This is a genomic window from Streptomyces sp. NPDC004539 (genome assembly GCF_040610055.1).
In the GTDB taxonomy this organism is placed as follows: domain Bacteria; phylum Actinomycetota; class Actinomycetes; order Streptomycetales; family Streptomycetaceae; genus Streptomyces.
In genome coordinates this window covers 1-17,392 of record NZ_JBEXLS010000027.1, presented here as the reverse complement: position 1 = coordinate 17,392, position 17,392 = coordinate 1, and the positions used below count along the sequence as shown (strand labels likewise).

General features: G+C 70.4%; 19 protein-coding genes. 18 read left to right on the top strand and 1 reads right to left on the bottom strand.

The annotated features are described in order from the left end of the window. Positions 1-46 precede the first annotated feature (46 nt). The 5 genes from ABZX85_RS39335 to istB all read left to right on the top strand — a co-directional run bounded on the left by ABZX85_RS39335 (position 47) and on the right by istB (position 5,027). Positions 47-802: a GntR family transcriptional regulator gene (locus ABZX85_RS39335; protein WP_355880238.1), complete on the top strand. Its 756-nt coding sequence runs from the start codon at positions 47-49 to the stop codon at positions 800-802. Between the two features lie 21 nt (positions 803-823). Next, entirely contained in the window at positions 824-1,735 is a 912-nt protein-coding gene (locus ABZX85_RS39330) for an endonuclease/exonuclease/phosphatase family protein (protein WP_355880235.1), read from the top strand. A gap of 44 nt (positions 1,736-1,779) precedes the next feature. Further along, positions 1,780-2,298, top strand: a complete 519-nt coding sequence (locus ABZX85_RS39325) for a GntR family transcriptional regulator (RefSeq protein ID WP_355880232.1) — start codon at positions 1,780-1,782, stop codon at positions 2,296-2,298. Positions 2,299-2,534: 236 nt separating this feature from the next. Next, the gene (istA, locus tag ABZX85_RS39320; protein ID WP_355880229.1) at positions 2,535-4,166 is read left to right on the top strand and encodes an IS21 family transposase; all 1,632 of its coding nucleotides are present in this window, start codon (positions 2,535-2,537) and stop codon (positions 4,164-4,166) included. A gap of 6 nt (positions 4,167-4,172) precedes the next feature. Further along, positions 4,173-5,027 (top strand): IS21-like element helper ATPase IstB, encoded by an 855-nt coding sequence (gene istB / locus ABZX85_RS39315; RefSeq protein ID WP_355880226.1) that lies wholly within the window; start codon positions 4,173-4,175, stop codon positions 5,025-5,027. Positions 5,028-5,212: 185 nt separating this feature from the next. Here the strand turns inward: istB and ABZX85_RS39310 are convergent, their stop codons facing one another. Continuing rightward, the gene (locus ABZX85_RS39310; RefSeq protein WP_355880223.1) at positions 5,213-6,685 is read right to left on the bottom strand and encodes a peptide deformylase; all 1,473 of its coding nucleotides are present in this window, start codon (positions 6,683-6,685) and stop codon (positions 5,213-5,215) included. A gap of 234 nt (positions 6,686-6,919) precedes the next feature. On the opposite strand from ABZX85_RS39310, the gene queC reads away from it, so the two are divergent. The 13 genes from queC to ABZX85_RS39245 all read left to right on the top strand — a co-directional run bounded on the left by queC (position 6,920) and on the right by ABZX85_RS39245 (position 16,857). Next, positions 6,920-7,627: a 7-cyano-7-deazaguanine synthase QueC gene (queC, locus tag ABZX85_RS39305; protein ID WP_355880220.1), complete on the top strand. Its 708-nt coding sequence runs from the start codon at positions 6,920-6,922 to the stop codon at positions 7,625-7,627. Further along, positions 7,624-8,313 carry a 6-carboxytetrahydropterin synthase gene (locus ABZX85_RS39300; protein ID WP_355880218.1) on the top strand — a complete coding sequence of 230 codons (690 nt, stop codon included), beginning with the start codon at positions 7,624-7,626 and terminating at the stop codon, positions 8,311-8,313. Before queC ends, ABZX85_RS39300 begins: the two co-directional genes overlap by 4 nt. After that, positions 8,283-9,035 (top strand): 7-carboxy-7-deazaguanine synthase QueE, encoded by a 753-nt coding sequence (locus ABZX85_RS39295; protein ID WP_355880215.1) that lies wholly within the window; start codon positions 8,283-8,285, stop codon positions 9,033-9,035. The genes ABZX85_RS39300 and ABZX85_RS39295 overlap by 31 nt, the downstream gene beginning before the upstream one ends. Further along, entirely contained in the window at positions 9,025-9,669 is a 645-nt protein-coding gene (gene folE / locus ABZX85_RS39290) for a GTP cyclohydrolase I FolE (RefSeq protein WP_355880212.1), read from the top strand. The genes ABZX85_RS39295 and folE overlap by 11 nt, the downstream gene beginning before the upstream one ends. 242 nt (positions 9,670-9,911) lie before the next feature. Further along, positions 9,912-10,694, top strand: coding sequence for a reverse transcriptase domain-containing protein (locus ABZX85_RS39285; RefSeq protein ID WP_355880210.1), 783 nt, complete (start codon positions 9,912-9,914; stop codon positions 10,692-10,694). A 5-nt stretch (positions 10,695-10,699) separates the two neighbouring features. Next, positions 10,700-11,284 carry a formylglycine-generating enzyme family protein gene (locus ABZX85_RS39280; protein WP_355880207.1) on the top strand — a complete coding sequence of 195 codons (585 nt, stop codon included), beginning with the start codon at positions 10,700-10,702 and terminating at the stop codon, positions 11,282-11,284. Next, a complete protein-coding gene (locus tag ABZX85_RS39275; protein WP_355880205.1) occupies positions 11,281-11,736 on the top strand; it encodes a DUF6884 domain-containing protein in 456 nt (151 codons plus the stop codon). Before ABZX85_RS39280 ends, ABZX85_RS39275 begins: the two co-directional genes overlap by 4 nt. Next, positions 11,733-12,767: a glycosyltransferase family 2 protein gene (locus tag ABZX85_RS39270; protein ID WP_355880202.1), complete on the top strand. Its 1,035-nt coding sequence runs from the start codon at positions 11,733-11,735 to the stop codon at positions 12,765-12,767. Before ABZX85_RS39275 ends, ABZX85_RS39270 begins: the two co-directional genes overlap by 4 nt. Next, a complete protein-coding gene (locus ABZX85_RS39265; RefSeq protein WP_355880199.1) occupies positions 12,764-13,714 on the top strand; it encodes a radical SAM protein in 951 nt (316 codons plus the stop codon). The genes ABZX85_RS39270 and ABZX85_RS39265 overlap by 4 nt, the downstream gene beginning before the upstream one ends. Further along, on the top strand, positions 13,711-14,256 hold the full coding sequence (locus ABZX85_RS39260; protein WP_355880196.1) for a phosphoribosyltransferase family protein: 546 nt from the start codon (positions 13,711-13,713) through the stop codon (positions 14,254-14,256). The genes ABZX85_RS39265 and ABZX85_RS39260 overlap by 4 nt, the downstream gene beginning before the upstream one ends. Then, positions 14,253-15,377: a glycosyltransferase family 4 protein gene (locus tag ABZX85_RS39255; RefSeq protein WP_355880193.1), complete on the top strand. Its 1,125-nt coding sequence runs from the start codon at positions 14,253-14,255 to the stop codon at positions 15,375-15,377. The genes ABZX85_RS39260 and ABZX85_RS39255 overlap by 4 nt, the downstream gene beginning before the upstream one ends. Beyond that, positions 15,377-16,249 (top strand): 5'-3' exonuclease H3TH domain-containing protein, encoded by an 873-nt coding sequence (locus tag ABZX85_RS39250; RefSeq protein ID WP_355880190.1) that lies wholly within the window; start codon positions 15,377-15,379, stop codon positions 16,247-16,249. The genes ABZX85_RS39255 and ABZX85_RS39250 overlap by 1 nt, the downstream gene beginning before the upstream one ends. Continuing rightward, positions 16,243-16,857, top strand: coding sequence for a PIG-L family deacetylase (locus ABZX85_RS39245; RefSeq protein WP_355880187.1), 615 nt, complete (start codon positions 16,243-16,245; stop codon positions 16,855-16,857). The genes ABZX85_RS39250 and ABZX85_RS39245 overlap by 7 nt, the downstream gene beginning before the upstream one ends. Positions 16,858-17,392: the final 535 nt, after the last annotated feature.

The following is a 17,392-nucleotide window of genomic DNA, read 5'->3' as shown; positions in this document are numbered from 1 at the left end:
CCTCCTCCTGTCCCGTCGCGGCGGGCGTCCTTCCCAGCGGAGACCCATGCACCCCACCCCTCTTCAGTCCGGGACCGTCCACGACCGGGCCTCGGAGCTGACGCTCCTGCTCGCCGGCCGGATCGCCGACGGCCACTGGCCTCCCGGACACCACTTCACCTGGCCCCAGCTCGCCGCCGAGTTCACCCTCGACCAGTACCTCGTCGTGACGGTGCTGGCCCCCGCCCTGCGGGCACTGCGCACCGCCGGCGCGATCGAGACCCGGCCCTGCGCGGGCCACCGCGTCACCACCGACGAGCCCTGGCCGCCGGACACGATCTCCTCGACACCCCACTACCGGCACATCGAGACCGAACTCCGCCAACGCCTCCACTCCGGCATGTACCGGCCCTCCAGCGTGTTCCCCTCCGCGCTCGTCCTGGGTGAGGAATTCGGTGTGTCCGCGACCACCGTGCAGGTCGCCTGCCGAAGCCTCGTGAGCCAGCAGATCCTGATCCCGCGCCAGGGCATCACGTTCGTCTGCCCCGACCTCACGGACCTCAGCCCGCGCCAGGTCCTCACTCCGGCCGGCCGCCGCACAGCCGGCCGGTACGAGCGCCATCGTGCCTTCGGCAAAGAGCTGACCCTCGCCGCGTGGGCCCGCGACCCACGGTGCCAGGTCAGCTACTCCACCCTCCGCGCCCGCTACGTCGCGTGGCGCTGGCCCCTGGAGAAGGCCCTCGGACCCCTCACCCGCACCCGGCTCCCACCCACCCCTGAACGCCCCCGCATCCACACGAACCACCAACAACCGCCGGAGTAACCACCGATGGACCCCCGCACGATGGCCACCCGCATACACGCCACCGCTCCCGCCTCGCCGCCGGCCGAACCCGACGGCGCCGGTTTCCGATTCCGTGCGGTGAGCTGGAACCTGTTCAACGGCGGTATCGACAGCGGCCTGAACCAGGACGTCGAGCAACGCTTCGACGACCAGATCGGCATCCTCGCCCGACTGCACCCGGACATCCTCGCGCTCCAGGAATGCACCCGCTGGGACAAGGACGGCCGGGCCGACACCGTCGCCGCCGAACTCGGCCTGAGCATCACCGAGATGGCGTGCTCCCGGGTCGGCAACGGCCGCAACCACACCATGCTCCTGCACAACCCCCGCCGGTTCGCCCTCCTCGACGCCCAACTGCGCGGCACCCAGGTCTTCCACCACGCCCTGATCAGAGCCCATCTGCGGCCCCACGACGCCCCGTCCGACGGCAGCGCCGACCTCAACGTCCTCGCGACCCACCTCAGCTGGACCGACGGCGCCACCCGACTCGCCGAGGCCCGCTGGATGACCGACTACGCCGGCCCCTTCCCCGGCACCCCCGACCACGGCCTTCTCATGGGCGACCTCAACACCCCCCACCCCGACGACGTCATCGACTGGGACGACGTCCCCAACAACCTCCAGTCCCGCTACCGCCTGGTCCGCGACGACGGCACGTTCGGGGACGCCGACACCCGCGCCTACGGCGTCCTGCTCGCCGCCGGCTGGCAGGACCCCGAAACCCTCACCCGCCGGCCACGCACCGGAACCGTCGGCCACTACTACGCCAACGAACCCACCCCCATGCGCCTCGACCACGCCCTGGTCCACCACCTCACCGCCCACACCTACCGCACCCACGACACCCCCCAGACCCGCACCGCCTCCGACCACCTCCCCGTCGTCCTCGACGCCGAGATCCCCGCTCCCTGAACCCTCGACTCCCCTTCCACACCACCCCGTCAGGACCACCCAAGATGACCGACCTCCTGCCCGACGACTTCCGCGGCCTGAACCTCGACCTGGCACAGGCGGGCCAGGCGGGACGCGTCTTCCGGGGCTTACACGACGCGATCACCAACGGGCAGCTCCCGCCCGGCACACCACTCACCTACGACGACATACAGACCGGCTACAAAGCCCCGGTCCCCGTGGTGACCGCCGCGTTCCGAGGTCTCGCCCGCACCCACCTCACCGACACCCCCACCCACACCGGCACCCACGTCCTGCGCCCCCTGGAACGGCCCGCCCGAGGACACCGGGAAACCCAGACCCAGTACGTCCAGCGCACCGTACGCCACCGCATCGCCGTCGGCTTCTACCCCGTCGGCGACCTCCTGCCGTCCTACCGGGACCTCGGCCATACCTTCGGCGCCTCCGCCAACCTGGTCCACCACGCCCTCACCCCCCTCATCCACGCCGGCCTCCTCACCCCCTCCCGCACACCACCCGGCATCCGCGTCGCACAACACCCCACGACCGGACGCCGCCCATGACCCACAACGAGCACACCACCATGCCCGCCACCACACCCCGCTGAGAGCACGACGACATGCCCCCGGACCACCACTGGCTTTGTCACTCTGAACGGGGCCCACCATGCTGCTCTGATTTGAGCCCACGTCTGGGGTCGCGTGGGAGTGAACAGGGGTTGTGTCAGCGTGAATTGGACCCATCCACCCTCTTGCGCGGGAAGACATGCCGTGTTCCGCCCGGCCGAGGAGGGGGACCCGTGGAGTCGTGGAAGGAACCGGTCTTTGCGAGGATCCGCCGTGATTCACGTGAGGAAGGGCTGTCGATCCGGGCGCTTGCGAAGCGGCACCGGGTGAGTCGGCGGATCGTGCGCCAGGCCCTTGCTTCCCCGGTGCCCCCGCCGAGGAAGCGTCCGGTGCGGACATCGCCGACGCTCGGTCCGTACCACGAGCTGATCGATGCCTGGTTGCGGGCGGATATGAACGCCCCGGTCAAGCAACGGCACACGGCCCGCCGGATCACCGACCGGCTCGCCGAGGAACACGGCTGCAAAGCCACCTACGGTGCGGTCCGCTCCTATATCTACCGCCGTCGTCCCGAACTGCATCTGGAGCGACAGCAGGAACAGAGCGCCCGTCACGGATTCCTCGATCGCTCCCGGCGTCCGGGCGAGGATGCCGAGGTCGACTTCGGTGAATTATGGGTCGATCTGAGCGGGGGGCGACGCGAGTTGACCCGCTGTCACCTGTTCGTCTTCCGGCTGAGTTTCAGCGGCCGGGCGGTGCACCGGATCTACCCCACCTGCGCACAAGAGGCATTCCTGGACGGTCACGTGCACGCCCTGCGCGTCCTGGGCGGCGTCCCGACGGGCCAGGTGCGCTACGACAACCTGACCGCCGCGGTCGAACGCGTCCTGCGACCGGGCCGGGGCCGCGTCGAGAATCCTCGCTGGCGGGCCTTTCACGAGCACTACGGTTTCCGTCCCTGGTACTGCGAGCCGGGACTGCGCGGCGCACACGAGAAAGGCGGCGTCGAAGGTGAAGTGGGGTATTTCCGGCGCAACTACCTCGTCCCTGTGCCTGTTGTGGCGGATCTGGCCGAGCTGAACGCGTTGATCCCCCGGTGGGAGGAGAGAGAACTGCGGCGCCGGATCGGCTCGCGCGAGCACACTGTCGGCGAGGACTTCGCGCTGGAGGCGCCGATGCTCGCGCCGCTGCCCGAGGACGCCTTCGACGTCCGCCATCCGCTGGAGGCGCGCGTGGACCGATACGCCACCGTCACAGTGCGCACCAACCGTTACTCGGTTCCCGCCCGTCTGATCGGTGCCCGCGTACGCGTCATGGCCGGCGGCCTGGACCTGGTCATCTACCAGGGCCGCGCCGAGGTCGCCCGCCACCTGCGGCTGTCCGGAAGCGGTGGCCGCTCGCTGGTCCTCGACCACTACCTGGAGATCCTGCTCGGCAAGCCCGGCGCCCTCCAACGCGCCGACGCCCTCGCCCAGGCCCGCCGCCAGGGCGTCTTCACCCGTGAGCACGAACAGCTGTGGGAAAAGGCCCGTATCGCCCTCGGTGACGACGAGGGCACCCGCACCCTCGTCGAAGTCCTGCTGCTGCACCGCCGTATGGACCGCACCGATGTGCTCGCCGGGATCCGTGCCGCACTCGCCCTGGACAGCACCGATCCCGACCTGATCGCCCTGGAGTCACGCAAAGCCGCCGCGTTCCACGGCCGCAGCCCCACCGTCACCGCTCCCGGCACCCTCGACGGCGCCGACCGGCCGGTGCCCGAGCGACGGCGCCGCCGCCCCGACCTGCCCTCTGACACCCGCCCCGCCCCCAGCCTGTCCGCTTACGACCAGCTGCTGCAACACCGGCAGCGCGAGGAGCCGTGACCCACGATGGCCCGCACCCAGCGCGCGCTCACCGACCAGGCCGCCGACGCCGCCGTCGAGGCCGCCTGCAAGGTCCTGCACCTGTCCACGATCCGCGCCACCTACCAAGACCAGCTCGCCGCTGCGGCCCGCGCTCACCTCAGCCACCGTGCATTCCTCGCCGAGTTGCTGATGAGCGAGTGCGAGGTCCGTGAACGGCGCCGCAGCGAGACCCGCCTGCGCACCGCCGGCTTTCCTCGCCCCAAGTGGCTGGTCGACTTCGACTTCGATGCCAACCCCGCTGTCAGCCAAGCTGTCATCGCCACCCTCGCCGAGTGTGAATGGATCCGCCGCGGGGAGCCCCTCTGCTTGATCGGCGACTCGGGCACGGGCAAGAGCCACCTGCTGATCGCCCTTGGCTCGGCCGCCACCCAGCAGGGCTTCCGGGTGCGCTACTGCTCGGCCGCCAAGCTGGTCAACGAACTCGTCGAAGCAGCCGACGAGAAGATGCTGACGAAAACGATCGCCCGCTACGGACGCGTCGATCTCCTTTGCATCGACGAGTTCGGCTACCTCGAACTCGACCGCCGTGGCGCCGAGTTGCTCTTCCAGGTGCTGACCGAACGCGAAGAGAAGAACAGCGTTGCGATCGCTTCGAACGAGAACTTCAGCGGCTGGGCACGGACCTTCACCGATCCACGGTTGTGCGCGGCGATCGTCGACCGGCTCACCTTCCGAGCCACGATCATCGAGACCGGCACCGAGTCGTATCGCCTCAAGCACGCTCGCAGCCGTATCCCGCAGCAGACCATGGACACCCCGTCGGCGAGCACGACAACCGAAAGGAACGAATCGGACCCGGGTGGGTCCAAATCAGAGTGACACCGGGTCCAATTCAACGCAGCACAACGGCTCCTGCCGACGAGGCAACTGGACTCAAATCAGAGCAGCATGGTGGGCCCCGTTCAGAGTGACAAAGCCACCACCACAGCCGACACGTCAACTCCGTCGAAGCCATGCCGACCGACGGTGGTCACGCCGCGTCGGATCACGTGGGTCTCTCCGAATCAGCCGTACGTCCACCGCGAGCCCGTACCCCGGTACTCCTCCACCGGGATCGGGGAAACGCCGGGCGTCATCCGCTCCCGGTAGAGGACACCGTCGAGATGGTCGACCTCATGGGCGACGAGCCGGGCCATTCCGTGGGAGAACCGGGAGAGCCTCGGGGCTCCGTCCAGGTCGGCGTGGGCGACGACGATGTCCAGCGACCGGGGAACCAGGCCCCGTACGTCGAAGAAGGACAGGCATCCCTCGTACTGGGTGTCCTGTTCGGCGGAGACCTCCTCGATGCCGGCGTTGATCAGGACCACAGGTTCGGCTCCGGGTTCCGGGGGCAGGACGACGGCGGCGCGGCGGTCGATGCCGAGCTGCGGCGCCGCGATCCCCATCCCCTTGCCGAACGTGTGCAGCCTGCGTACCCGACTGATCGCGGCGAGGAGTTCACCGACGACGCGCTGGGCCTCGTCCGCCTCGGCGGGAAGGTCGAAGGGACGGGCGGGGCGGTCCAGGACGGGTTCGCCGTCCTGGACGATGCCGGCGGTGGCCATGGCCTGGCTCGCGGAGAGGCTGTTCACAGGAGCGGTCTCTTTCGTGTCGGGGCCGGCCTTGAGGAGCCATTCGAGGCGGAAGCGGGCGTGCAGGGGCGGGTCCATGGTGGTCCACGTGAACACCGTCCGGTCGTCCTGTTCGGTTCGCCGGGGCGGGGTGCGCAGGGGTACGGCGTCGGCGCTGAGGGAGGTCTCGGTTCCCCAGACCTCCGGTTCGCTTCCGGTCGGGAAGGCGAGCTGTACGGACAGGCGGTGGGTGGGGAGGCGGACGGCTCGCTGGAACCAGCGGCCCCACTTGTCCGCACCTACCCGGTAGGAGTAGGTGATCTCCGCGCTCTGGCCGGGGTAGAGGGGGAAGCGGCGGGTCGGATTGCGGAACTCGATCCACAGTTCCTTGACCGCGTCCCGGTCGTGTTTGACGGTCCATCCCATGGGCTCGCCGCCGCACCGGGCTTCGAGAGCGAGTTCCTCCCAGGTGAGCGGGGAGCGCCGGTACAGGGTGTTGGACCGCTCGGGGTCGTCGGGGTGACGGTCCACGGCGATGCGGACGAGGTAGCGGGTGACGGGCTCGGTCCCGTCGTTACGCATCAGCCGTCGCATCCGCAGGTGGTAGTCGCTGCCGTCGAAGGAGAGCTCCGCCTCGTCCTCCAGGACCACCAGCCCGGCCCCGGCGGCGGACTCGGACGGCTCGGCGGCCGGCGCCGGGGAGTCACCGTTGCTCTGCCAGGCCCGCCACAGGGCCCCGCCCGCGTCGAGTTCGGCGTCGGCGCTGCGCGCGAGAGTGGCGCTGCCGCGTTCGCGGCCGGCTTCGAGGTGGCTGACGTACGAGGCGTCGATGTTGAGCCGGGCCGCGAGGCCGCGCTTCGACAGCCCGCGTGCGGTGCGCCAGTGAGTGAGCTCCGCCGCGAACCTGCCGTGTTCCCCGCTCTCCAAAGCGCCGCTCCTTTCCGGGAGTTGGGTGAGGACGTGAGTGAGTGCACCTCACCGTCGCCTCATCCTGCCCGCCTGGGGCCGAATGGTGCCAGGCGGTGGCTGCGAGTGCCGGTTCCGCGCCCTCCGCCTTTCTCCCGTCGCCACGGCGACTTTCGTCCTGCCGCCCCTTCGCGGGCGGACTCACTCCACATGCTCCGGACGCCGAACGTCCGGAGGTCTCGAAGGGTTTGGGAGATGACTGGACCTGTGCCGCGTCACGCGGTCGTGATCGCCTCCGGAGGGCTGGACAGCTCCGCCGTGGCGTACTTGCTGGCGTCGAGGGGCGCCAGGGTGAGCTTGCTGTCCTTCGACTACGGCCAGCGCCACCGCAAGGAGCTGGCGTACGCCGCCCTGGTCGCCGACCAGCTCGGGGCGTCGCACGAGGTGGTCGATCTGACGACGCTGGGACGTCTCCTCACCGGGTCCGCGCTGACCGACCCGGCCGTGGCCGTGCCGGACGGGCACTACAGCGACGCGGGCATGAAGGTCACGGTGGTCCCCAACCGCAACGCGATCATGCTGTCCGCGGCGGCGGGAGTCGCTGTCGCGTCCGGAGCTGACGCCGTCGCCTTCGGTGCCCACGCCGGGGACCATGCCGTGTATCCGGACTGCCGCCCGGAGTTCGTGGAGCAGTTCACCCGGGCCGTCCGGGTGGGCAACGAGGGCTTCCTGGCAGAGGAGTTCGAGATCCTGGCGCCGTTCCTGACCGCGACGAAAGCGGACATCGTGACGGCGGGGGTGGAGTTGGGGGTGCCGTTCGAGCGGACGTGGTCGTGCTACAAGGGCGGCGACGTGCACTGCGGGATGTGCGGAACCTGCTGGGAACGCAGGGAGGCGTTCCGCCTGGCGGGCGTCGCGGACCCCACCTCCTACGCGACCGCCGCCCTGGAGGAACGCCGGTGAACGGCTCGTGGCGTATCGGGAAGACGTTCCGTTTCGAGGCCACCCGTGAGGTGGCGGGCCGTCTCGACGGCCGGACGTTCACCGCGGAGGTCGTGCTGGCCTCGCGGGAGCTGACCGACCCGGGGTTCGTCGTCGACTTCGGTGAGCTGGCGCCCGTGAAGGAGCACATCGACGCGTGGCTCGATCACCGGCTGCTCAACGAGGTCGTGGCCGACGCCGGAGACGACGGCCTCGCCCGGTACTTGGAGACCTGGGCCCGGGAGCACCTCACCGCGGAGGCCGCCTCGGCTCTCTTGCACGTCCGTGTCTCCTCTGGACGGCCCGTGCCCGTTCCGGCACATCTGGCGGTGACCTTCGACGCCTCCCACCGTCTCGACGGGCTGCCTTCCTGGCACCGGTGCGCTCGGCTCCACGGGCACTCCTACCAAGTCGTTCTCCCCGTCCAGGGGACTGCGTGGCCTGCGCCGGTCGAGGTGCCGTCGTTCCTGGCGGACTACATCACCGACATGTTCGACGGCCGTCTCCTCAACGAGGTCGTCGGTAACCCGACCTGTGAGCACCTCGCCGAGCACCTCGCGCATCAGGTGTACGAGCAGGGCTTCACCGGCCCGGACGGACTCCCAGTCGGGGTGCGGGTGTCGGAGACGGAGAGCACGTGGGGCGAATACCTCTGGAGGCCGGAATGACGGTGCTGGACGCGCGTGTACCGCGCGGGCGTCCGAGCCTGCGGGTCTCGGAGACCTTCACGGGAACGGTTCAGGGCGAAGGGCTGAGCACGGGAGTCCCGGCGTCCTTCATCCGGCTGGCGCTGTGCAACCTCTCCTGCCGCGACTGTGACACGCCCTACACCTGGGACACGAGCAGGTTCGACCTGCGCCGGGAGTCGACCTGGCAGGAGGCCGGTCACCTCGTCGAGTGGGCTCTGGCCCAGCCGGAGCAGCTCGTGGTCGTCACCGGGGGCGAACCCCTCCTCCAGCCGGACGTACTGCCGCTGGTCCAGGGCCTGCGGGCGGGCGGCCGGGAAGTCGAGATCGAAACCAACGGCACCGTCGTGCCCGCGCCGGAACTGGTCGCGGCCGGGCCGTGGTTCAACGTCTCGCCCAAGTTGTCCGGCTTCGGCGAAGGTATGCCGCAGGACAGGCGCATCGTGCCGGATGCTCTGCGGATCCTGTCCGCCAGTGGCCAGGCCCGCTGGAAGTTCGTCGTCCGGACGCCTGGCGAGTTGCCGGAGATCGCCGATCTTGAGTCGGCGTACGGGCTTGCCCCGATATCGGTGATGCCCGAGGGAACGACCGCCGAGGCGGTGCTGGAGGGGATGCGCGTCTTGGTGGGACCGGTCGCGGAGCGCGGGTGGCGGCTCGGGACCCGGCTGCACGTTCTCCTGTGGGGTGATCAGCGTGGCCGTTGATCCGCAACCGCAATTCCGTGCGACGGCAGACTTCCTCATCGAAGACACGCCGCCCCGGACCGTGATCGACCAGAAACAAGTGGCCGCCCTCTACCGGGAGTTGCTGCGCGCCCTGGGAGAGGACCCCGACCGGGAGGGACTGAAGGAGACGCCGGCGAGGGCGGCCCGCTGGTGGGCGGAGTTCCTCGGGCACGACCCGGGACGCACGGACACGCTCTTCGTCCACGAACAGGCCGGCGGTGACGGGGAGGAGGTCGTGATCGTCTCCGGGATCACCGTGTCGTCGGTCTGCGAGCACCACCTGCTGCCGATGACGCTCGACGTCACGGCCGCCTACTGCCCCGCCGGTCAGGTCCTGGGCCTGTCCAAACTGGCCAGGATCGCCCAGGCCCACGGCCACCGTCTCCAACTCCAGGAACGCATCGTCAACGGCATCGCCGAGGACCTTTCCAAGGCCACCGGCGTCCCGGACATCGCGGTCGCCGCGACCGGAACACACCTGTGCATGAGCATGCGCGGAGTACGCGCGACGGGCGCGGTCACCACCTCGGTCGTCGCACGGGGCCGTTTCACCGCCGACGGACCGCTCTCCCTGCTGTTCCGCGGAATCGTGCTGAAGGGAGCCGCCTCGTGACCGGCGCGGAAGGCTCGTACGGCACCGGAACGCCGGGGCCGGAGGGGGCACGGAGTCGAGGGCCGCAGTCAGCGGGGGAATCGGGTGCCGACATGACGACGCCTGGGTGGGGCCGTCGTTCCGGCTCTCCGGGACCGCGCGTGTGGGAAAGCGGTCCGTGGGAGGAGAGCGGGATCGTTCCAGCCACCCAGGCTTCTTCGAGTGTAGCGCCCAACTCTCCTTCTGTGGCGGCTCATTCACTGATGCCGTACCTGATCCAGCCGATCCATCTCAAGCGCGCGGCCCGTGAGTGCATGCGCCGATCCTCCTCCCCGGGAGCCGACGGGATCAGCTGGGCGGGGTTTCGTACCGGACTGTGTGAGCGGCTGGAGGAACTCGGCGAGCAACTGCGCGACGGAACCTGGCAGCCCGGACCGCTGCGGGCCTCTCACGTCGTCGCCTACACCGGCAAACACATCGACACGGTGATCCCCACGGTCCGCGACCGCGTCGTCCACCGGGCGATGCGCCGGGCTGTCGAACCCGTCCTGGACGTAGGTGCGTTCGCGCCATGGGTCTCGGGCTTCAGGAGGGGCCGTAACCGGCTCACCTCCTTGCGGCAGGCCGCCGTCCATCTGACGCAGGGGCGGACCTGGGTCGTCGATGTCGACGTCCAGCGGGCCTCGGCCGGCTCCACCGTGGAGGAAGTGATCGGCTGGCTGGCCGGCCACGTCCACGACGGAACGTTCCTCGCCAGGTTCCGCACCGCGCTCGACGTCCTGCCCGAACCGATCGTGCCCGGTGTCGGGCTGAGCCCGATGCTCATCAACCTGCGTCTGGCCCAGGCCGACGCCCGGGTCCGGAACTTCGCCGCGGTCCGCTTCGCGGACAACTACTGCCTGTTCACCTTCAGCCGCCGCGAGGCCGACGAAGCGTACGAGGCACTCACGGCGGCGCTCGCCACCGTCGGCCTGGTGCCTCACCCGGGCAAGAGCCGCATCCGTTCCTCGGCACACGCCGAGGACCTGTTCCTGATCGACGGGTGACCCTCATGTCCCAGTCCTTCACCCCGTCCGATCCCGATCCGGCGGGAAGCGTCATCCGCTGGGTCCGGGTCGCGGGCGGTGTGTGCCGCTTCGGGGACCGGCAACGGCCGATCACCGTGCGCCCTCTGGAGTGGACCCGCACCTTACTCACCCCGGCGCAGCTCGGCGACCGTACCGGCCTTCGGCCACTGACCGGCCTGACCCAACGCGAGGCGGCGGACCTCGCGCGGAAGCTGGGCGGGCGGCTGCCCCGTTCGCTGGAGTGGGAGTGGGCGGCGTCCGGCCCCAACTGTCGCCGCTACCCCTGGGGCGACGAGGACCCCACCGCCCGGCGGGCCAACCTGCGTGGAGGGCCCGGGTGTTCCACGCCCGTCGGCGCCTATCCGGACGGCGCGACGCCGCAGGGCCTGCTCGACATGGCTGGCAACGTCTGGGAGTGGACCAGCAGCGCCACCCTCGGCGACGGCTTCGTCCTGCGCGGCGCCTCCCACAACTCCCCGGCCCTGTACGCGAGGTCGACGTTCCTGAACGCGGCGCCGGCCGAACTCGCCTCGGCGGGGATCGGCTTCCGGGTGGTGCGCGAACCATGACCCGGCCGTTGCCCTCGACTCTGGCCCTTGTCGGCTGCTCCCGCACGAAGACGCCCACACGCTCCCCCCTGCCCGCGCTGGAGCTGTACGCCGGGGGTATCGCCCCGCAACTGCGGACCCGCGTCGGACACCTTCCGGATCTGCGCAGACGCGTCTGTTTCCTGTCCGCCCGGCACGGCCTCGTCGACGCCGACACCCCTCTCCTGCCCTACGACCAGGCGCTCACCGCCGAGCGCGCGGACCGTCTGCGCCCTGAGGTCCACCGGCTTCTGCGCCCGCGCCTGGACGCGCTCGGTGCCCCGGCGCGGCTTCTGGTCGTGGCCGAACCGCTCTACCTGGTGCTGGTCGCCGACATCCTCGCCGACCGCGACCGCCCGCTCGTGCACTGGATTCCCGACCCTCACGGCTGGCCTCAGGCGTCCGCCGTCCTCGACGATTGGAACTGGCCGTGACGCTCACCCTGGCCGAGGCCCTCGCCGGCCGCCCCAACGACCACCGCGCGCTGCGTACGGAGTTCGAGACCCGCACCGGCCTGCCCTGGCACGCTCCCACCCCCGCCGCCCTCGCCGCGGGCCGTGCCCTGTCGGTGGTCGTGCCCGCCCGCAACACCGCGCACTCGCTGCGCCCGGTCCTCGACGCCCTCGCCTCACAGGACACCCAGGGGTCCGTCGAGATCATCGTGGTGGACGACGCCTCCACCGACGCGACCGCGGCCATCGCCGAGGCCCACCCGGCCGTCGACACCCTCGTCCGCCTGCGCGAACCGGCCGGCGCGGCAAGCGCACGCAACGCCGGCACCGCGCTCGCCCACGCCGACACCGTCGTCTACCTCGACGCCGACATGGTCATCCCCCCGCACGTCCTCGCCGACCTCGCGGCCCGTTTCCGCCCGGACACGATCCTGGTGGGTTTCCGGCACAACGTCCCCTACACTCCCGGCATCGACGGAAGCGCCCAACTTCCGGACAGACAAACGGACTTGACGGCCGACCATCGGGTCACCTGGCGCAGCGACGGCGGCAAGCAGTTGTACACCGGCGTCGTCCTCGACGGCCCGACCACCGGCAGCCCCCTCGACGACACCGACGACTTCCAGGCCCTCGGCCACGGCGCCATATACCTGGACTGGGACCTGCCACGCACGGTGGTCACCGCACTGCTGGCCGTCCCCCGAACGAAGGTCGTCGACGTCGGCGGATTCGATCCCGCCTTCGGACGGATCGGGTGGGGCATGGAGGACACCCACCTCGGCGCCGTCCTGATCGCGGCAGGCTGTCTGGTCGTCCCGCTGCGCCAGTGCGTCGGCTTCCACCTGGACCCTCCCGACGCCGACGCCCAGTGGCGGACGAAACTCGCCGCCTGGCGCGACACCCTGAGCTACTACCAGATGCTCCTCGACGCCCCCGCCCCCTCGGGCCGCGCCGACCTCTTCGACTCCCGCACCAAGCAGCTCCTCACCGATGCCGAGGTGATCACCGCATGACCGTACGAACCTTCTCCTGCGCCGTGCTCGGCAGCACCTCCCTGGTGCACGACCCCGCAACCGGCCTCACCCACACCCCCGCCCGCCGCCTGCCCTCCGGACGGCTGCTCCTGGACGACACCGAGGTGGCGGCCTGGCCCCTCATCGCCCAGCGCCAGGTCCGCACCCGCCTTCCCCTGAACATCTGCTGGTCCCCCGTCGTCCGCTGCAACCTGGCCTGCCCGCAGTGCCTCGACGACAAGACCCTCACCGAAGCGGACGCCCCGGACCGCCGCCGGATCGCCGGGATCCTCGCCGACTGCGGAACCCTCGGCAACGACATCTCCGGCGGAGAGCCGCTGCTCCTGCGCGACCTCCCCCACCTCCTGGAGGTCCTCAGGAACGGTCCGTCCACGGTCAGCTGCACGACCAACGGCTGGCATCTGGAACGCCGCGCGACAGAACTCGCGCCCGTCCTGGACGCGGTCCGCATCAGCTTCGACGGCCCCGACGCCGCCTCCCACGACCGCTGGCGCGGCGCGGGCAGCTTCGAGAGGGCCGCGTCCGGCGCCCGCGCCGCCGTAGCCGCGGGACTGCCGGTGCAACTCCAGGCCGTCCTCATGCGCTCCACCGTCCGCCGCGCCCAGTCCGTCGTCGACCTCGCCGCCGACCTCGGAGCCATCGGCGTGACCTTCCTCCAGATGCTGCCGATCGGCGACGGCGCCCACCTCGCGAAGACCGAGATGGCCAGCGACGCCGACGCCCGGCACCACGTCGGCCTGGTACAGGTGCCGCCCGGGACACGGATACGGCTGCGGACCCGCGAACTCGCCGACGGATTCACCGTCGTACGCGCCGACGGGCAGGTGTACCGCAACGTGCACGGCGCCACCGGCATCCAGCCGACCCGCCCCCTGCTGACCGCCGCCGACCTGCGCCTGCCGCTCCCGCAGGAGGCCCGGACATGATCACCGCCCCGCAGCGGATCTTCCGCCACCACCACCCGTACGTCCTCAACCGGCCGGTGTACGAGGCGGCCGTGGACCTCCTCGCCTCCGCCGTCGCACGCTCCGGCCCGGTCACGGCGGTGATCGGGATCGCAGGCGGCGGCACGGAACCCGCCGAACGGATCGCCGCGCGACTCGGTTCACCTGGGTGCCGGGTCACCGCCCGGCACAACATCTCCGACGACCTGTACGCCCAGGCCACCGGAACGGTGGAGGTGGCCGTCCCCGGTGACTTCCCCGAGGCACTGGGCGGCCGGCTCCTCCTGGTCGACGACATCTGCGGCACCGGCGCCACGTTCACCGCGGTCACCGCCGCCCTGACCGCCCGTCTCGCGCCGGACACCCAGGTGGAGACCCTGGCGCTGTGCCGCAACGTGGGCAGTCCCCTGCGCCCCGACCGGTGGGCCTGGGACGTCGACGACTGGGTCGTCTTCCCCTGGGAGACACCTCCCGAAGTCCCCGTCCGCCCGCTCCTCCCGCCCGAGAGGATCAAGACACCGTGACCGACGCATCCACCGCTTCCCGCGGCATCGTCTTCGTCCTCGTGTCCTGGCGGATGGACGCGCCCGCCGGGATCGAGCGCGCTACCGCCGCCCTCGCCGCAGGGCTCGCCGCGAACGGACACCGGGTCGCCATCGTCACCGCCGCACAGCAACCGCCGGGCCCCGCGCTCGACGGCGTGGCCGTCGAACCCATCGACCTGCCCATCTCCTTCCCGTGCGACGACCAGGGTCTGCGCAAGGCGATCGGGCAGGCCGAGGACAAACTCCAGGCCCAGCTGCGCGAGATCATCACCCGACACCGTGCCGACACCGTCGTCTTCACCGACGCCCTGTGGGGCCTGGGACGCCTGCCCGGCCCCCTGCCCGACGGCGTACGCCGCGTGCTGGCCGTGCACGTTCCGCCCGCACCACAGGACGCTGCCATCGCTCTGGACCGCGCCGACACGGTGATCGTCCCGTCCCCGGTCGTATGCGCCGAGGGCCGGCCGACCGACGCCTGGCGAGTGGTGCCCAACGCGCTCCTGTACCCGCCGTCCGCGCCGCCGGACGAAGAGCGCGTCCGGCGGCGCCAGTTCGCCCCCGTCCGGATACTCTCCCGCCTCGGCCATGAGAAGGGGCTCGTCCCACTCCTGAAGGCCGCCGCCGACTGGACGTACAGGCTGGAAGTACGTGTCGCGCACGCCGGGTTCGAGGAGACCGCCGGCTCCCAGGCCGCGCTCCTCGCCCGGTGCCGGGACCTCGCCGACGCCTCCCCGAACATCACCCTCCTGGAGCGGCCACTGGCCTGGCGCGCGGTACCGGACTGGCTCGGCGCGGCCTCCGCCGTGATCGTCCCGTCCCTGCGGGAGACCTTCGGTCTGGTCGCGCTGGAGGCCATGAGCACGGGTGTACCCGTCATCAGCTATCCGGTCGGCAACCTGCCCGCGCTCAAAGGGGCTTTCCCCGACGCGCGGCGACTGGAGGGAGACCCCCGACAAGGTGCCGACACGCTCCTGCGGGCTGCCGGGGACCTCCTCGCCGATCCGCTAGCCTACGGTCGAACTTCACAGGCCATGTACCACCTGGTTCAGGACTACAGGCCCGACCGAATCGCTGATCTCTTCTTGAAGGCGGTGTCGTGATGGGTGCTGTAGCCCCGTCGTCCTCCCCTGTCGCCCCGCTGTTCCTCGTCGACGGCTTCAACGTGCTGTGGCGCGGCCACTTCGGATTCCCCGCGCCGATCTACTCACGGGACAAACAGCGCAACCTGACCGGACTGTTCGCGTTCTTCGCCCTCCTGCGGGTGACCCTGCGGGACGACCTGGACACCGACCCCGCCGAGGTCTGCGTGGTCCTCGACGGCGAGCACGGCAGCGCCGAACGCAAGGACGCGGACGCCGACTACAAGGCGAACCGGGAGAGCACCCCGGCCGCCCTCGAACCGCTCCAGTTCCTCGCGCCACTGAAGGACGCTCTCGACGCGTACGGGATCGCCTGGGTGGAGATCGACGACGCCGAGGCGGACGACGTCGTGGGCACCCTCGTCCACCGTCACCCCGACCGCACGATCCGCATCATGAGCGCCGACCAGGACTACTACCAGCTCCTCGACGGCGAACGCGTCCGGATCATCAACCGCTCCCGCAAGGCGTCGAAGCGCATCATCACCGACACCGAGGTCCTCAACCGCTACGGCGTCACCCCCGGCCAGTGGCCCGACTACCGCGCCCTGACCGGCGACAAGTCCGACAACCTGCCCGGCGTCAAAGGCATCGGCGCCAAAACCGCCGCCGAACTGCTCTCCGACGGCCTCGCCCTCGACAACCTGCGCCCCAGCGGCCGTCTGACCGGTACCAAGGGCGCCGCGATCGAGTCCGCGTGGACGGACGTACTGCGCTGGCGCGACCTCAGCCGCATGCGCCACGACATCCCCATCACCTGGCAGCCCACCGGCCAGGCGAGCCCCGCCCTCCCCAAACCCGCCGACGTCATCGAGAAACTGGGGATGTGGTGACCGTGCCCGGCCCCGTCATAGCCGTCATGGCCCACCCCGACGACCTCGAACTATGGGCCGGAGGCACCCTCGCCCTCCACACCCAGCACGCCCCGGTCACCGGCGCCGTCCGCTCACACGATCCCCAGCGCGACGCGGAAGCCCGAGCCGGCGCCCGCATCCTCGGCATCGACATCGAACTCCACCCGTGCCTGGACGCCGCGACGATCGCCGACCTGATCCACCGCCACCGACCCGACGTCCTCCTCACCCACCCCCTGGACGACGTCCACCCCGACCACCGCGCGACCGCCGAAGCCGTCCTGACTGCACTCCCCGACGCCCACATCGCCACCGGAACACCCCGCAGGCTCTACACCTGCGACACCTACAACTCCCTCACCCTCAACGGACCACTCCACGCTCCAGTGATCATCGACATCACCACAACGTACGAGCAGAAGACGGCCGCACTCGCCCAACACCGCTCCCAGCCCATCACCGAACACTTCGGCCCCATGGCCGACAACCTCAGCGCCCTGTGGGGCGCCCGCATCGGCACGACCCGCGCCGAGGCATTCCGCCCCCTGTCGATCCTGGGACGCCTACCAGCCACCGCGCACCTCTGAACACGCCACTCACTCCTCCTGGTTATGCAGGAGGTGAGCATCCACCCCAGACACGAAGCAATCTCCTCGCGAGCGGGATGGGCGGGGCGCCGCTCGCAGCAACCCTCGCCCAGGAAAGGCTGGGCACGCTTCACCCAGTCATCACGACCGCAGGTCTCGGGGCCGGCAACCTGCCTGCCGCCGACCATCAGATTGTGTCGAAGTCCACTGCCCTAGGCGAAGCCGAGCTGAGACGACTTCTCCAGGACGACAAGGCAGCAGCAAGCAACCAGTGCCGCATTGCTGGTCCGTGACTGTTGAGGTGAGTATCCGCCTTGACCACAGCTACACCACCCGAAGTCCGGCAGGTCGGTCCTCATATCGTTTCGGATGGCTGACGATCCATAGCAAGTCCGGCGCTGACCGGCTCGCGGACTGATGCTCTCGTGACGTGCCGAAGGGCGGTGGGGGCACAAGGAATGTTCCTTGTGCACACCTGGGCCTCAAGGGCGACGGCAACAGGCCGGCCGCTCCGGAGGCGTACGACGGCACAGTG

Excerpts from the sequence above, each read along its gene's own strand:
- ABZX85_RS39285 (WP_355880210.1), top strand. The coding sequence starts at position 9,912 with ATGCCGTACCTGATCCAGCCGATCCATCTCAAGCGCGCGGCCCGTGAG.
- ABZX85_RS39260 (WP_355880196.1), top strand. The coding sequence starts at position 13,711 with ATGATCACCGCCCCGCAGCGGATCTTCCGCCACCACCACCCGTACGTC.
- ABZX85_RS39330 (WP_355880235.1), top strand. The coding sequence starts at position 824 with ATGGCCACCCGCATACACGCCACCGCTCCCGCCTCGCCGCCGGCCGAA.
- ABZX85_RS39280 (WP_355880207.1), top strand. The coding sequence starts at position 10,700 with ATGTCCCAGTCCTTCACCCCGTCCGATCCCGATCCGGCGGGAAGCGTC.
- ABZX85_RS39265 (WP_355880199.1), top strand. The coding sequence starts at position 12,764 with ATGACCGTACGAACCTTCTCCTGCGCCGTGCTCGGCAGCACCTCCCTG.
- ABZX85_RS39335 (WP_355880238.1), top strand. The coding sequence starts at position 47 with ATGCACCCCACCCCTCTTCAGTCCGGGACCGTCCACGACCGGGCCTCG.
- ABZX85_RS39325 (WP_355880232.1), top strand. The coding sequence starts at position 1,780 with ATGACCGACCTCCTGCCCGACGACTTCCGCGGCCTGAACCTCGACCTG.
- ABZX85_RS39250 (WP_355880190.1), top strand. The coding sequence starts at position 15,377 with ATGGGTGCTGTAGCCCCGTCGTCCTCCCCTGTCGCCCCGCTGTTCCTC.
- istB (WP_355880226.1), top strand. The coding sequence starts at position 4,173 with ATGGCCCGCACCCAGCGCGCGCTCACCGACCAGGCCGCCGACGCCGCC.
- ABZX85_RS39275 (WP_355880205.1), top strand. The coding sequence starts at position 11,281 with ATGACCCGGCCGTTGCCCTCGACTCTGGCCCTTGTCGGCTGCTCCCGC.
- queC (WP_355880220.1), top strand. The coding sequence starts at position 6,920 with ATGACTGGACCTGTGCCGCGTCACGCGGTCGTGATCGCCTCCGGAGGG.